14 protein-coding genes and 1 pseudogene are annotated in these 14677 nt (G+C 72.6%); 5 read left to right on the top strand and 10 right to left on the bottom strand.

What is annotated here, in order from left to right:
• Positions 1 to 324 precede the first annotated feature (324 nt).
• Positions 325 to 1236, bottom strand: a complete 912-nt coding sequence (locus AB0G50_RS27760) for a LacI family DNA-binding transcriptional regulator (protein ID WP_360113938.1) — start codon at positions 1234 to 1236, stop codon at positions 325 to 327.
• Between the two features lie 115 nt (positions 1237 to 1351).
• Here AB0G50_RS27760 and AB0G50_RS27755 point away from each other — a divergent pair, with 115 nt between their 5' ends.
• On the top strand, positions 1352 to 1813 hold the full coding sequence (locus tag AB0G50_RS27755; protein WP_360113841.1) for a peroxiredoxin: 462 nt from the start codon (positions 1352 to 1354) through the stop codon (positions 1811 to 1813).
• Here AB0G50_RS27755 and AB0G50_RS27750 read toward each other — a convergent pair whose 3' ends face one another.
• The 9 genes from AB0G50_RS27750 to AB0G50_RS27710 all read right to left on the bottom strand — a co-directional run bounded on the left by AB0G50_RS27750 (position 1814) and on the right by AB0G50_RS27710 (position 12173).
• Positions 1814 to 2764, bottom strand: coding sequence for an LLM class F420-dependent oxidoreductase (locus AB0G50_RS27750; RefSeq protein ID WP_360113838.1), 951 nt, complete (start codon positions 2762 to 2764; stop codon positions 1814 to 1816).
• Positions 2765 to 2858: 94 nt separating this feature from the next.
• On the bottom strand, positions 2859 to 3641 hold the full coding sequence (locus AB0G50_RS27745; protein WP_360113835.1) for a M23 family metallopeptidase: 783 nt from the start codon (positions 3639 to 3641) through the stop codon (positions 2859 to 2861).
• A gap of 339 nt (positions 3642 to 3980) precedes the next feature.
• The gene (locus AB0G50_RS27740; protein WP_360113832.1) at positions 3981 to 6047 is read right to left on the bottom strand and encodes a transglycosylase domain-containing protein; all 2067 of its coding nucleotides are present in this window, start codon (positions 6045 to 6047) and stop codon (positions 3981 to 3983) included.
• Between the two features lie 277 nt (positions 6048 to 6324).
• Positions 6325 to 7362 carry a PfkB family carbohydrate kinase gene (locus AB0G50_RS27735; protein ID WP_360113829.1) on the bottom strand — a complete coding sequence of 346 codons (1038 nt, stop codon included), beginning with the start codon at positions 7360 to 7362 and terminating at the stop codon, positions 6325 to 6327.
• A 36-nt stretch (positions 7363 to 7398) separates the two neighbouring features.
• Positions 7399 to 8094, bottom strand: coding sequence for an RNA polymerase sigma factor ShbA (gene shbA, locus AB0G50_RS27730; protein ID WP_360113826.1), 696 nt, complete (start codon positions 8092 to 8094; stop codon positions 7399 to 7401).
• 177 nt (positions 8095 to 8271) lie between these two features.
• The gene (locus AB0G50_RS27725) at positions 8272 to 9507 is read right to left on the bottom strand and encodes a cyclopropane-fatty-acyl-phospholipid synthase family protein (RefSeq protein ID WP_360113823.1); all 1236 of its coding nucleotides are present in this window, start codon (positions 9505 to 9507) and stop codon (positions 8272 to 8274) included.
• On the bottom strand, positions 9504 to 10211 hold the full coding sequence (locus tag AB0G50_RS27720; RefSeq protein ID WP_360113821.1) for a DUF1365 domain-containing protein: 708 nt from the start codon (positions 10209 to 10211) through the stop codon (positions 9504 to 9506). Before AB0G50_RS27720 ends, AB0G50_RS27725 begins: the two co-directional genes overlap by 4 nt.
• The gene (locus tag AB0G50_RS27715) at positions 10205 to 11476 is read right to left on the bottom strand and encodes an FAD-dependent oxidoreductase (RefSeq protein WP_360113818.1); all 1272 of its coding nucleotides are present in this window, start codon (positions 11474 to 11476) and stop codon (positions 10205 to 10207) included. The genes AB0G50_RS27720 and AB0G50_RS27715 overlap by 7 nt, the downstream gene beginning before the upstream one ends.
• On the bottom strand, positions 11460 to 12173 hold the full coding sequence (locus tag AB0G50_RS27710) for an alpha/beta fold hydrolase (RefSeq protein WP_360113815.1): 714 nt from the start codon (positions 12171 to 12173) through the stop codon (positions 11460 to 11462). The genes AB0G50_RS27715 and AB0G50_RS27710 overlap by 17 nt, the downstream gene beginning before the upstream one ends.
• 57 nt (positions 12174 to 12230) lie before the next feature.
• On the opposite strand from AB0G50_RS27710, the gene AB0G50_RS27705 reads away from it, so the two are divergent.
• The 4 genes and pseudogenes from AB0G50_RS27705 to AB0G50_RS27690 all read left to right on the top strand — a co-directional run bounded on the left by AB0G50_RS27705 (position 12231) and on the right by AB0G50_RS27690 (position 14669).
• The gene (locus AB0G50_RS27705; RefSeq protein WP_360113812.1) at positions 12231 to 13061 is read left to right on the top strand and encodes an alpha/beta hydrolase; all 831 of its coding nucleotides are present in this window, start codon (positions 12231 to 12233) and stop codon (positions 13059 to 13061) included.
• A gap of 43 nt (positions 13062 to 13104) precedes the next feature.
• Positions 13105 to 13293 (top strand): annotated as a pseudogene (locus tag AB0G50_RS27700) (helix-turn-helix transcriptional regulator); the annotation flags it as partial.
• A gap of 12 nt (positions 13294 to 13305) precedes the next feature.
• On the top strand, positions 13306 to 13866 hold the full coding sequence (locus tag AB0G50_RS27695; RefSeq protein ID WP_360113809.1) for an NTP transferase domain-containing protein: 561 nt from the start codon (positions 13306 to 13308) through the stop codon (positions 13864 to 13866).
• 209 nt (positions 13867 to 14075) lie between these two features.
• Entirely contained in the window at positions 14076 to 14669 is a 594-nt protein-coding gene (locus AB0G50_RS27690) for a hypothetical protein (protein ID WP_360113806.1), read from the top strand.
• Positions 14670 to 14677: the final 8 nt, after the last annotated feature.

Genomic DNA, 14677 nt, shown 5'->3' with positions numbered 1-14677 from the left:
CCGCCACTTGATGACCCGGTCGGCCGCCGCTCAAACAACCGGTCCCGTGACGTTCCGCACCACGGGACGGAACACCGCGCGAACCACCCGCCACCGACCCGACCGGCCCCCGGCCGGAACAGCCGTCCACCCGCCCGACCGGACCCGGCACGCCACCGACCCCGGGGGCGGCGAACCCGCGAACCGACACCGGCGAGCCACCACCGGACCGGCCGACACCCACGAACCGTGACACCGCGGCACACCGCCACCGCCAGAGCCGGCACGCCAGCAACCGGACCGGGCCGACACCCGCCGGCCGCTCGGGACCCGGCGCGAGCCCGCTCAGCCGACCGGACCGGTCGAGTCCCGCACGACGAGGCGCGGCGCGGGTGGTTCGGACTCCGCCTCCTCGCCGCGCAACCCGGCCAGCAGGGCCGACACCGCGTGCTCGCCGCGTTCCCGCCACGCGACCTCGACCGCCGTGACCCCCACCGCGCGGACCAGGTCGCCGCCGTCCAGCGCGACCAGCGACACGTCGCGCGGCACCTCCCGGCCGTCCCGGCGCAACCGCAGCAGCAACCCCAGCGCGACCTCGCCGCCCACCGCCACGACCGCGGTCGGCGGCCGTTCGCCGTCCAACAGCGCGTCCACCGCCTGCTCGCCGCCCGCGACCGTCGGCGAGGACCACACGGTCCACTCCGGACGGACCTCGAGCCCCGCGGCGACCAGCACGTCGTCGTAGGACTCGTCGTCGGCCAGCACGAGCGCGACGTCCCGGTGCCCGAGCCCGACGAGGTGGTCGACGGCCGTCCGCACCGACGCGCGCAGGTCGTCCTCGCGCACCCGCGCCACCGGCACCTCCAGGCTCGCGAGGGCGGCCACCTCGGCGTCCGCCAGGTCGGGCGCGAGCGCGAGCACGCCGTCCACCCGCCGACCCAGCGGCAACTCCTCGAAGAACCGGGCCCGCGCGTCCGCGTCGCGCAGCACGTACAGCAGCACGTCGTACCCGGCGCCGCGCAGCGCGCCCTCGGCGCCCGCGAGCAGGTCGCCCCGCCCGACGTCGGCGGCGAGCACCGCGACCGCGTACCGCCTCCCGCCCGCGAGGCTGGAGGCGTCCCGGGCGATCGCGTACCGCATCCGCTTCGCGACCTCGGTGACGTACCGCCGGGTCGCCTCGGACACGCCGGGCTCGCCGCGCAGCGCGCGCGACACCGTGGCGGCGGACACACCGGCGGCCCGCGCCACGTCGGACATGCTGGTCAACCCACACCTCCCGGCCTGGTACGAGCCTAGCGAGAACCGTACGGTGGCCCCGAACCGAACACCGTCCGACACGTGTCGACGACACGGCGGAACCGGAGGGACGACCATGAGGGCTGGCGACCAGGCACCGGACTTCACCCTGCCCGACCAGGACGGGGTGGAGCGCACGCTGAGCGCGCTGCTCGCGGACGGCCCGGTGGTGCTGTTCTTCTACCCGGCCGCGATGACCGGCGGCTGCACGGCCGAGAGCTGCCACTTCCGCGACCTGCGCCGGGAGTTCGCCGAGGCGGGCGCGCAGCGGGTCGGCATCAGCACCGACTCGGTTTCCAGGCAGAAGCAGTTCGCCACGCTGAACGACTTCGACTACCCCCTGCTGTCCGACGGGTCGGGCGAGGTCGCCGAGCAGTTCGGCGTGAAGCGCCGGTTCGGCCCGCTGCCGGTGAAGCGGCACACCTTCGTGATCGACACCGACCGCACCGTGATCGACGTGGTGAAGAGCGAGTTCTCGATGAACACGCACGCCGACAAGGCCCTGGTCGCGCTGCGCGAGCGGACGCCCAAGGCCTGACTACCGCCCGGGCGCCAGCTTCCGGACCAGGTCGACCTGCGGTTCGCCGGTCGGCAGCACGGCGATGATCGGCGTGTCGACACCGGCGTCGACGTAGCGGGCGAGCTGTTCCCGGCACGCGCCGACCGAGCCGTGCACGACCAGCTCGTCCACCACGGAGTCGGGCAGCAGCGCGCCCGCGCCACGCCGGTCGCCGGCCGCCCACGCGTCCCACATCGGTCGCAGCGCCTCGCCGCGACCCAGCCACTCGTGGAACGCCGCGTACGCGGGCACGGTCAGGTAGGTGGAGATCAACACCCGGCCGAGGGCGCGGGCCGCCGAAGCGTCCCGGGTCGGACACACGAAGATCCGTGCGGCCAACTCGGCGTCCCCGAGTTCGGCCCGCACGGCAGGCACGTCGTCCGCGCCGAGCCAGTTGGTGATCGCGCCGTCGGCCTCGCGCGCGGCCAGCCGCAGCATCCCGGGCCGCAGCGCGGCGAGCATGATCGGCACCCGCTCGGCGGGCGGTCGCTCGAGCCGGAACCCGCGCACCGAGAACGTGTCGTAGTCGGCGGTGACCTTCTCCCCCGCCAACGCGGCTTTCAGGAACCGCAGCACATCCCGCGTCCGCCGGAACGGCTCCTCGAACGCGACGCCGTTCCAGTTCGCCACGATCGCGGGCGACGACGTGCCGACGCCGAGCACGAACCGGCCGCCGGACACCTCGGCCAGCGTCGCGGCGCTCTGCGCGAGCAGCGCCGGTCCCCGCGTGTACACGGGCGCGATGGCGGTGCCGAGCCTGATCCCGGGCGACCACTGGGCGGCCAGCGCCAACGGCGTGAACGCGTCGGTCCCGTTCGTCTCGGACGACCAGACGTCCGTGTAGCCGAGATCGGTCAGCTCGGCGACCAGGTCCCGGTGCTCGACCACCGGAACGCCGGTCAGCGGCACCGTCACACCCCAACGCCCCACAACGCCTCCCGCCACCAAGGGTTACCGACCGGTCAGTATGCCAGTCGGCGGGACACGGCGGGGTTGGGCGAGCCGGCGAGTGGGTACCCGTGGGTCAGAGGTTGATGCCGCGCTCGGCGAGCCAGGGCAGCGGGTCGATCTTCTGCGAGCCGCCGATCCACACCTCGAAGTGCAGGTGCGGCCCGGTGGACTGGCCGCGGTTGCCGATGGTCGCGATCTGCTGGCCCGCCGCGACGTGCTGACCCTGGGTCACCAGGATCTCGTTCATGTGCCCGTAGACGGTGATCGTGCCGTCGGCGTGCTGCACGCGGACCCACAGGCCGAACCCGGAGGCCGGGCCCGCCTCCACGATCGTGCCCTCCATGACGGAGACGATCGGGGTGCCGATGGCGTTGGCGATGTCCACGCCGTAGTGCGTGGTGCCCCAGCGGCCGCCGAAGCCGGAGGTGAAAATGCCCACGGCGGGCACGACGGCCTTCGGCGCCTTGGCGGCCTCCTCGGCCGCGACGCGGGCCTTCTCGGCCTCCTCCGCGTCCTTCTGCTTCTGCAACTCGGCCTGGCGGTCGGTGTACCCGGTCGCCGCGTGCTGCAACGCCTCGTCCACGTGCTGCCGGGCGATGAGGCCCTCGGACCGCATCAGCTTGGCCGCTTCGAGACCCGGGGAGACGTCGTGGACGGTCTCGACGGCGGCCGACGTGGTCGGGGTGGGCGTGGACGAGGCCGGCGACACGACGAAGGCCAGGTCGGCCCCTCCGGCCAGCGGCATGCCCTGCGTGCCGCTGAACCCGTGCGCCGCTCCCGCCGTGGTGGCGATGGCGCCCGCCGCGATGACCGCGGCGGCGACCTTGCCGGTCAGCGGGTGTCTGTCGCCCTCCACTCGGTGCGAGCGGCGGCGTCCGGCGGCTTTCGGGGGCGCCGCGAACGTGCTTCGGCCAGGGGCCTTCGTGTGGCGTGCCAACGTCGTTGCCTTCCTGCATCGGGGAATCCGGCCGAGGGACCCTGGCGGGGGATCCAGGTGGCGCCGCTTTCGGGGAGCGACGCCGTGTCCCGTTGGTGACCGAACCGTGACATGCGGCCGAGACCGTAACCCGATGTGATGAAAGAACGCAACCACGTCCGTGCGAAGTGCGGCAACTTAGTGAGATAACCCACGAGCCGTAACGCTACGTGTTCAGAGACCCTTCAGTTCCTCTGTGGACCGTTACAAAACCCCAGGTCACCGGTACTTCTGGTCGATCGGCGGCAGGGCCGCGACCGGCAACGGCGCGTGGATCACCTGCATGGCCTTGAACCACGTCGGCGCGGCCACCTGACCACCGAAAACACCGCCCGCGTCGTTCGTGCCGCAGAGCCTCGGCGGGTTGCCCGCGCAGATCACCTGCGGCGCCACGCCGTCGGTGAACGTCATGACCGCGCCCGCGTACTGCGGGGTGGCCCCGATGAACGCCACCGACCAGTGGTCCTCGGTGGTGCCGGTCTTGCCGAGCATCGGCCGCGTCCAGGTCGCGTTGTTGGCCGCCTGCGCCGCCGTGCCGGACCGGACGTCCTGGCTCATCCCGTTGACCAGCGTGTTCGCCAACTCCGGCGCCACCGCCTGGTCGCAGGGGTCCTCCTTGATCGCCACCGGGTTGCCGTTGCGGTCGGTGATCGACTCGACCGGCGTCGGCGGGCACCACTTGCCGCCGCTGACCAGCGTCGCCGACACGTTCGCCAGCTCCAGGATGCTCGTCGGGCCGGCGCCCAGGGTGAACGAGCCGCTGTTGTCCTGCTTGTACTGCTCGCCCTGCGACGGCCCGTTGGACCCGTCCGCCTTCAGGTCGTCGCCCGCGATGTTCACGCCCTGCATCGACTGCCGCAGCCCGAGCCGGTAGGCCATGTCCACGACCTTGTTCAGCCCGGCCTTCTCCTCGAGGATCACGAAGCCGGTGTTCGGCGAGGTGGCCAGCGCCTCGGTCAAGGACATCTTGTCCTTGTAGGTGCCCGAGTTCCGGACCGTGTAGCCCTTGCTGCCGTCCTTGTACACCCGCGAGGTGTAGGTGTTCGGCACGTCGATCGTCTTGTCGATGCCGGTGATCCCCTGCTCCATCGCGGACGCCGCGGTGAACACCTTGTAGATCGACCCGGCGCCGAACTTGGTCACCTCGGCCGGGATGGAGAACGCGGTCTGCCCGGCGTCGGCGTTGTTGCCGAAGTCGCGGTTCGCGGCCAGCGCCCGCACCCGGTGCTTGTCCTGACCCGGCTCCACCACGGCCATGGCGTTCGCGACGCCCGGCGCGTTCTTGGGCACCTGGGACTCGGCGGCCTCCTTGGTCGCGTGGGTGGCGACCGGGTCCATCGTCGTCTTGATCGTGTAGCCGCCGCGCTGCAACTCCTCGAACGGCAGGCCGGCCTTCTCCAGGTAGTCGATCAGGTAGCGGCAGAAGAAGCCGTACACCGGGCCGTCGCCCGCGCCCACGCAGCCGTTGGCCAGCAGGTGCACGTCCGGGACCACGCCCAGCTCGGCCGCCTTGTACTCGGTCGCCTTCTGCTCGGCCACGTCCGCCTTGTCGCCGAACGCGCCGTTCTCCTTCATCTTGTCGATCACCGTGTTGCGGCGCTTGATCGCGGGCTCCGGCGCGGCACCGGGGTTGAGCCGCGACGGTTCGTTGACCAGACCCGCGAGCATCGCGGCCTGCGGCACGGTCAGCTTGTCCGGCGTGGTGTCGAAGTACGCCCGGGACGCCGCGCCGACGCCGTAGGTGCCGTTGCCGAACGGCACCAGGTTCAGGTACGCGGTGAGGATCTCGTCCTTGGTGAGCTTCTGCTCCAGCTGGGTCGCGATGCGCGCCTCGCTGATCTTGCGGCCCAGGGTCGCCTCGGTGGCCTTCTCGTAGGCGTCGTCGGAACCCTTGCCCACCACGAACGCCAGGTAGTTCTTGACGTACTGCTGGGTCAACGTCGACGCGCCCTGCGAGGTCTCACCGTCCACACCGGCCTTGGCCGCGGCGCGCGCGATGCCCTGCCAGTCCACGCCCTTGTGCTCGAAGAACCGCTTGTCCTCGATCGCGATGATCGCGGCCTTCATGGTGTCGGAGATGTTCTCCGAGGCCACCGGGATCCGATATTGGTCGTACAGGTACGCGATCGGCGCGCCGTTCATGTCCAGGACGGTGGTGACCAGCGGCAGTTCCGCCTTGGTCAGCTCACCCGAGGTCTGGTCGACGGTGTCGGCGGCCCGGTTCGACGCGAGCCCCAGCCCGCCCACCACCGGGAACACGACGGCGGCGACCAGCACCCCCGCCATGACACACAGCCCCACCAACTTGACCAGACTCGTCGCGCGCGCGGCGAACACCGAACCAACAACCCCTTCCGACCCCGACACCCCGAGGGAACGACGCGTCCCCATAGATAAGTCGCACGGGAACCGCCCCGGGTTGCCCGCGGACGGGCAGAAATCGGAAGCGATCTTCGACGACGGGTCCCGAAGTTACTCCTGCCCGTTCCCACCGGTCGTGAAACCCCATTGGGCCGGACACCACAGTCCACTCGAACGTGTGGCGGCGATCACCGTGCGGCGGTCAGCGGGGTGTGCGGAGCCGGATCGTGGCGCTGGCCCGGCGCACCTCTTCGCCCGCGTGGTGCGGCAGCAGGTCCTCCAGGAACCCGTACCCGCGCACGTCCTCGTCCGCGCGCCGGCTCACCGTGCGCCACCACGTGGCGATGTCGCCCCACCCCGGTGCGGACAGCGAGCCGCCGAAGTGCTGGACCGACAGCGCCGCGCACAGGTTCGCGAACCGCAGCCGGTGCTCCAGCGACCAGCCCTCGAGCGTGCCGAGCACGAACCCGGCCCCGAACACGTCGCCCGCGCCGGTCGGGTCCAGCGCCGCCACGTTCAACCCGGGCACCTCGGCGGTCTCGCCGGTGGCGGAGTCCACCGCGACCGCGCCGCCGCCACCCCGCGTGACCACCACGACCGGCACCCGCTCGGCCAGGCACCGCGCCGCGCCGAGCGCCGAATCGCGCCGGGTGTAGCGCATGGCCTCCTCGTGGTTGGGCAGGAACACGTCGTAGCCGTCCAGCCGGCGCAGCAGGTCCGCGCCCCACACCCCGGTCCGGTCCCAGCCCACGTCGGCGAACAGCAGCGCGCCGTCGGCCTTCGCGGCGGCCACCCAGCGCTCCTCGTCCGGCTGGATGTGCACGAACGCGGCCCGCGCGCGCGGCGGCGGGTCGAGCATCTCGTCGGCGGGTACCGGCGCGCGGTGGCCGTGGGTGACCATGCTGCGGTCGCGGTCCATCGCCATGGACACGGTCACCGGCGAGTGCCAGCCGTAGAACCGGCGGCAGTAGGAGAGGTCGACACCCTCCTGCTCGGCCAGCACCTCCCAGCAGAAGTCGCCGTAGGCGTCCTCGCCGAACGCGGCGGACAGCGCGGTGCGCAACTGGAGCCTGCGCAGCGCGACCGCGAGGTTGGCGATGCCGCCGGGGCACGAGCCGAGCCCCTCGGCCCACACCTCGGTGCCGGGCGCGGGCGGACGGGGCAGGCCGGTGAAGATGATGTCGAGGAACACCGTGCCGGACAGCAACACGTCGAACACGGGCTCGTCGGCGGTGGTCATCCACCAACAATGCCGGCCCGAACGGCGTAGGCAACCTCAGCCGTCGACAGCGGCGGCGAACATCTCCCGCATCCTGGCGAGCGCGCGGTGCTGGGCCACCCGGACCGCGCCGGGCGTCGAGCCGACGGCCGCGGCGGTCTCCTCGGCGGACAGGCCCACCGCGACCCGCAGCACCAGGATCTCCCGCTGCCGCTCGGGCAGCCGGCGCAGCAGGTGGGTGACGTGCTCGATCATCTCGCCGTTCATGGCGCGCTGCTCCGGGCCGTCCTCCATCGTCGGCGTGTCGGGCAGCTCGGGCATCACCTCGGACCGGCTGCGCACGGCGCGTCTTCGCGCGTCGGCGACCTTGTGCGCGGCGATGCCGTAGACGAACGCGAGGAACGAGCCCGGCTCGTACCGGTACTTGCCGAGCGCGGACACCACCGCGAGGCAGACCTCCTGCGCGATGTCCTCGGCCGAGACCAGGGTGCGCTCGCGCGAGCCGACCCGGGCCCGGCAGTAGCGCAGCACCAGCGGCTGGATCCGGACGAGCAGCTGCTCGATGGCGCGCGGGTCGCCGAGCAGCGCCCGGTCGACGAGCGCGGTCAGGTCGGCCTCGGCGAGCCAGCTCCGGCTGACCGGGGCGTCGTCCCGGACCTCCCCAGGCACCAGGCGGACGTCGGGGCGATCGGAGCGCCCCCGGTCGTGGAACGCGTCGACCTCGACCTCAGTCCGCACGGATGCGTGGGCCATCCGGCGACCTCCTCACGGCTCGTCTTCCCCCCGGCCCTTCCCGGTTCACTGAGGAGGAGCGAGCAACCCGCCTCCTGATACCGGTTCGCCAAAGCTGACCACTATTTGGGTCCGCATGGTGGGAACAGCACCCGTCCGAGGGGGCAGTGGAGCCGGATGGCCCAACACGGTCCGTGACTACTTCACCATGCCGAACTGGCGTACGCCCAGATAGTCGACCCGGAACCCCGCTTCGGAGTAGGCGAGGTAGAACTCCCACATCCGCCGGAACGTCTCGTCGAACCCGAGCGCCTTGACCTCGTCCCAGCGCGCCAGGAACGTCTCGCGCCACTGCCGCAGCGTCTCGGCGTAGTCGTGGCCGAAGCCGCGGGACGCCTCGATCCGCATCCCGGTGTGCTCGCGCACGGACTCCTCGATCGACCGCACCGACGGGATCAGCCCGCCCGGGAAGATGTACTTGTGGATCCAGGTGTAGCTGGCCGCGCTCGCGAGCATCCGGTCGTGCGGCATGGTGATCGCCTGGAGCCCGAACCGACCGCCCGGCACCAGCGACCGGTCGACCATGGCGAAGTACTCGCCCCAGTACTCGGCGCCGACCGCCTCGATCATCTCCACGCTGACCACCGCGTCGTACCGGCCGGTCTCCTCGCGGTAGTCGCGCAGGTGGACGTCGACCCGCTCGGACACGCCCGCGTCCCGGGCCCGCTGCTCGGCCAGCGCCTTCTGCTCGGCGGACAGCGTCAGCGAGGTGACGGAGGCGCCGCGCTGCGCGGCCCGGATGGCCAGCGCGCCCCAGCCGGTGCCGATCTCCAGCACCCGGCTGCCCGAGCGCACGCCCGCGTAGTCCAGCACGCCGTCGATCTTGCGCAGCTGACCCTCGACCAGCGCGCCGCGCGGGTCGTGCCCGTCGAACCACGCCGACGAGTAGGTCATGGTCTCGTCCAGGAACACCGTGAACAGGTCGTTGGACAGGTCGTAGTGCCGGTGGATGTTCTGCCGCGAGTTGCGCACGTCGTTGGAGTCGGACTCCGGGTGCCGGCGCTCCACCCAGCGGCGCAGCGTCTGCAACCGCGGCGGGATCAGCGTGGTCAGCTTCGCGGCGAACGCGGTCAGCAGGTCGGCGAGCGCGGTGGTGGTCCAGTCGCCCACCATGTACGCCTCGCCGAAGCCGATCTTGGCGTCCTTGCCCAGCCGGTGGAAGAACGCGTCCGGCCGGTGCAGGCGCATCACCGGCGCGTCCGGACCGCCCGCGCCCCAACTCCGGCCGCCGGGCAGCTCGACCCGGACGGGCAGGTTCCGCACGGCGTTGCGGAACAGCGACTCGGCGATCCGCGCCCGCAGCGGCGACCGCGGCGGCGTGGACAAACCGGGCCAGATCCCCTGGTTCGGACGGGGAAGCTCCAACGTGCTCATTCACCACTCCTCGGCACAACGGGCACGCGTCTTGCCCACAACGCGATGCCGTGACGGCGGATCAAGCCGGACACCCGGTGGGTCGCCAGCGGTCGTCGGACAAGCAGGCGCGCCAGCTCCCGCGGTGTGGCGGGGATCCGGCGCCCTTTCATGGTGGCACTGAAGGGCGTTTTCCCGCCCTGCCTCAGGGCGATCGTCACGGACAGCTCGGCGCCCGGCTTCGGCACCCGCATCACGTAGTGCCCGGACACCTCCAGGAACGGCGACACGTAGAACTCCTTGTCCACCCGCGCCCGACCGCCCTCGTCGGGCCGCAGCAGGTAGACGTGCCGCTGCCGGTAGGTGTTGTGCACCTCGGCGACCACGCACACCTGGTTGCCCTCCGGGTCGTGGCACCAGAACAGCGACAGCGGGTTGAACACGTGGCCGAGCAGGCGCGCGTTGGCGAGCATCAGCACCCGGCCGCCGCGCAGGTCGATCCCCTGCCCCGCCAGGTAGGCGTCGAGGTTCTCCCGGATCGTCCGGTCCGGTGACCCGACGTGGTCGCGCGCCTCGAACCGGGCGAACGGCCGCAGCGGCAGCGGCAGCCGGGGCAGGTCGTCCAGGTCCACCAGCCACAGGTAGGAGCGGTGGCTGAAGGACCGGTCGAGGCGTTCGCGCCGGGTGTGCCCGATCTCGACCTCGTAGAGGTCCGCGCTCACCACGTGGCGCCGAAGTGACCGGCGGACCGCACGCCCGAGGCGCAGCCGTCCTCGTGGAAGCCCCAGCCGTGGTAGGCGCCGGCGTAGCTCGTGCGCGCGTCGTCCAGGGACGGCAGGAGCCGTTGCGCGGCCACCGACTCGGGCGTGTACACGGGGTGTTCGTACACCATCCGCGCGATCACCGAACCCTGGTCGACGCGATCGGAGGCGTTGAGCGTGACCACGTAGTCGAGCGGTTCGGACAGCCGCATCAGCCGGTTCATGTAGTAGCTCACGAGCACCGACTCGCCGGTGTCCCGGCACGCGGGCTTGAGCACGTTCCAGGACGCCCGCGCGCCGGCGCTCGCGGGCAGCACGCCGGTGTCGTGGTGCAGCCAGGTCTCGTTGCGCGAGTAGCGGAAGGCGCCCAGCACCGCGCGCTCGGCGTCGGTCGGGTCGGCCAGCAGCCGCAGCGCCTGGTCCGGGTGGGTGGCCACGACGACCTTGTCCGCGACGTGCCGCTGGTCGGCGTCGTCGCGCAGCTCCACGCCGTCGGCGGTGCGGCGCAGCGACCGGATCGGGGTGGACACGTGCACCGCGGTCAACCCCTTGACCGCGCGCTCGACGTAGGCGCGGGACCCGCCGACGACGGTCTTCCACCGCGGCGTGCCGCCGATGGCGAGCATCCCGTGGTTGGCGAGGAACTCGAACAGGTAGCGGGCCGGGTAGCGCCGGCTCACGCCGGGACCGGACGACCACACCGCGGACACCAGCGGCAGCACGAAGTGGTCCACGAAGTACCGCGAGTAGCCGCCGATCGCGAGGAACGCGCCCAGCGTCGTGTCGTGGTCGTCGCCCAGCGCCAGCAGCCGGCGGGCGTGCCGGTGGAAGCGGGTGACCTCGGCCAGCATCCGCAGGTACGCGGGGCTGGTCAGGTTGCGCGGCCGGGCGAACAGGCCGGCGAGCTTGCGGGCGCCCGCGTACTCGAGGCCGCAGCCCGCGCAGCGCACGCTCATCGACATCTCCGAGTCCTGGGTGGACACGCCGAGCTCGGCGAACAACCGGATCAGGTTCGGGTAGGTGCGCTCGTTGTGGACGATGAAACCGCTGTCCACCAGGGCCGTGCCGGCCGCCGTCGGCAGCTCGTGGGTGTGCGCGTGCCCGCCGAGCCGGTCGTCCTGTTCGAACAGGACCACATCGTAGCGGCGCTGGAGCAGGTAGGCGGCGGTCAACCCGGCCACCCCGCTGCCGATCACCGCGACGCGTTGCCGATCACCGGATTCCACCACGTGCGACTCCTCCCAATGGGACGTCCAAGCCCCCGGGTGCGGGCTCACGCAAGGCGTTCGCGATGTCGGGCGCCACCGGTTCGATCTCGAGCGCGCCCGTCACGAAGTCCACGACGAGCCGGGTCCAGTCCGCGGCGCGTCGGAGCATGGCGTGACCGTCGCCCAGCACGGCGAACCTCGCCACCCGGTCGGACACGGTCTTCACCCGGACGGCGAACGCGAGGGACTGCGCGGGGTCGGTCATCCGCTCCCGGTCGCCGTGCGCGATCAGCACGAACTGCCCGGCCAACTGCCGGTACGGCTCGCCGGGCTCGACCCACGGCGCCAGCGCGCACACCCCGACCACACCGCGCTCGCCGCCGACGCGCAGCGCCGTGCGACCGCCCATCGAGTGTCCGACCAGGACGATCGGCACGCCGGGGTGCTCGGCGCGGATCCTGGCCAGCGCCCACCGGGCGTCCACGACGGGGTGCTCGTGCGGCGCGTTCCAGCCCCGGTAGCGGTGCCTCAGCAGCCACACGGCGACACCCCGGTCGCCGGCGCGCCGGCTGATGGCGCGGGCGTAGGGGACCATGCGCAGGTAGGCGAGCCGGCGGCGGTGCACCCGGCCGTAGCCGTGCTGCCGTCCGCCGTGCAGCACCAGGACCACGGCGCGCACCTCACCGGAGGGCGCGAGGACGTCGATCGCGGGTTCCACGGCAGGATGTTCGTGCCGGTGGTGACCGCCGGTTTGAGCGATGGGACCCGGATCACAGTGATCGAACAGTTCAGCGTGGAGACGGCCGAGGGCTCGTTCGACGCCCTGGCCTCGGGGCCGGAGGACGGCCGGCCGGTGCTGTTCCTGCACGGCTTCCCGCAGGCCGCGCTCGCCTGGGAGCACCCGGTGGCGGTGCTGGGCGCGCGCGGGTTCCGGGCGGTGGCGTTCGACCAGCGCGGCTACTCACCCGGCGCGCGGCCGGAGCGGTCCGCCGAGTACGGGATCGACGCGCTGGTCGGCGACGTGCTCGGGGTCGCGGACGCGCTCGGCTGGGCGCGGTTCGACCTCGTCGGCCACGACCGGGGCGGCGACGTGGCGTGGTGGACCGCGGCCGAGCACCCGGAGCGGCTGCGCACGCTGACCGCCGTGTCGACGCCGCACCCGGCCGCGCTGGCGCACGCGCTGACCACGGACGAGGACCAGCACCTCCGGTCGGGTTACCTGACCGAGTGGCGGTCGAGCCGGACCGAGCAGGCGATGCTCGCCGACGGCGCGGACGCGCTGCGCCGGATGTTCGAGTGGAAGGTGCCGCCGAGCCGGGTGGACGAGTACGTCCGCCGGATGGCCGAACCGGGCGCGCTGACCGCGGCCCTGGACTGGTTCCGCGCGGCGCGGCCGGGCGGCAAGGCCCCGAAGGTGTCCGTGCCGACGCTGTACGTGTGGGGCACCGAGGACGTGGCGGTCGGCTCGACGGCCGCGCTGGACACCGGGTCGTGGGTCGACGGGCCGTACCGGTTCGAGATGCTGGAGGACGTCTCGCACTGGGTCCCGGAGCATGCCCCGGACGCCCTCACGTCCCTGCTTTTGGAGCATCTGTCGGGCCACTAGGCGATTTCGTTGAACCGCACCCCCTGTGCCGCACGTGTTCCGGAGTATGACGGACTTGACCTATTCGGAGCGCAGGGTCGCGACCCTCGCCGCGTTGGGGCACAGCAACCGGGCCATCGCCATGCGGCTGCACATCACGGTGAGCACCGTGGAGCAGCACCTGACCAGGGTGTACCGCAAGCTCGCGGTCGCCAGCCGGACCGAACTGCGCGGACACCAGGCACTCGTGTGACACCGTGAGCCCATGCGGGTCGCGGGGTTGTTGCTCGCCGCGGGCGCCGGCCGCCGGTTCGGCCTGCCCAAGGCACTGGTGTCGCGGGACGGCGCGCTGTGGGTCGACACGACCTCCGGCGTGCTGCGGGACGCGGGGTGCGCCCCGGTGGTGGTCGTGCTCGGCGCCGCGGCGGCCGAGGTGCGCGCCGCGGCGACCCTGACGGGCGTCACGACGGTGCACAACACCGCGTGGGAGACGGGCATGGGCTCGTCGCTGCGGGTGGGCCTTTCGGCGCTCGCGGACCGGGCGGACGCGGTGGTCGTGCTGCCGGTGGACACCCCGGGCATCACCCCGGCGGCGGTGCGCCGCTTCCACGCCCTGGCCACCAGGACGGCCCTGGCCCGCGCCTCGTACTCGGGCGTGCCGGGTCACCCCGTGCTGCTCGGCGCGGACCACTGGCCGGCGGTCGTGGAGGCCGCGACGGGCGACGCCGGCGCCCGCGACTACCTGCGCGACCACCGCGCGACCACCGTGCCGTGCGAGGACGTGGCCGACGGTGCCGACGTCGACCGCCCCGAAGACCTGCCCTGAGGACCTGTCCTGACCGGCACGGTGCTCGACGGCAGGGGACCCACCACCCGACCGCTGTCCGGCACTCCCCCGGGTCGGTCGGCCCACCCGGCGCTCTCGTCCGGGCGGTGACCGAGCGCTCGACGTGCCCGGGCGGACGGGCGTGCCGGTGCGCACATCCTCGCCCGATCGGGTCACTCGGCGGGGCGGGGCGTGCCACAGTCGAGGTCATGTCCGTGCCCCGGGGGTTGTGCGCGCTGGTCCTGGTCCTGCTGACCGTCGTGGCGTGCGCGCAACGGCGACCCGCGACCCCGGCCGCCCAACCGGTGCTCACCCCGGGGATCGCCACCGTCGACAGCCCGACCCCGACCACCGAGACACCCCTCCAGCCCGCGGTGACCTGCACCGCCGACTACCAGGTGGCCACCCCGGCACCCGCCCCGATCACGCCGACCACCCCCGGCACCACGCCGCCCGGCGACGTCGCGCCGCACGAGGTCGAGAACAACCGGTGGAAGCAGCGCCGGGGGCTCAGCCTCGCCGAGGTCGACGCCGGGCGGGTGCTCGCCGAGGTGGTCGGGCCGGCGCTGAAGGCGTTGTGCGACGCGGGCGACTTCGAGCCCGCGCACGCCCGCCAGGTGCTGGCCGACCTCGGCCACCCCGAGGGTGAGGCCGAGGTCGCCCGGTACGGTCAGATCGGCGTGGCCTACTCGGTGTCGACCGGGCGGACGTGCGTGTTCGGCTACCTGTGGCCGGGGCGGTTCACCCGGTCGATCGACGGGCACACCGGCGAGGGCACGTGCATCGAGCCCTTCAGCCACTGACCACCGGA

This window comes from Actinosynnema sp. NPDC020468, from assembly GCF_040642015.1.
In the GTDB taxonomy this organism is placed as follows: domain Bacteria; phylum Actinomycetota; class Actinomycetes; order Mycobacteriales; family Pseudonocardiaceae; genus Actinosynnema.
This window is presented reverse-complemented; position numbering and strand designations above follow the sequence as displayed.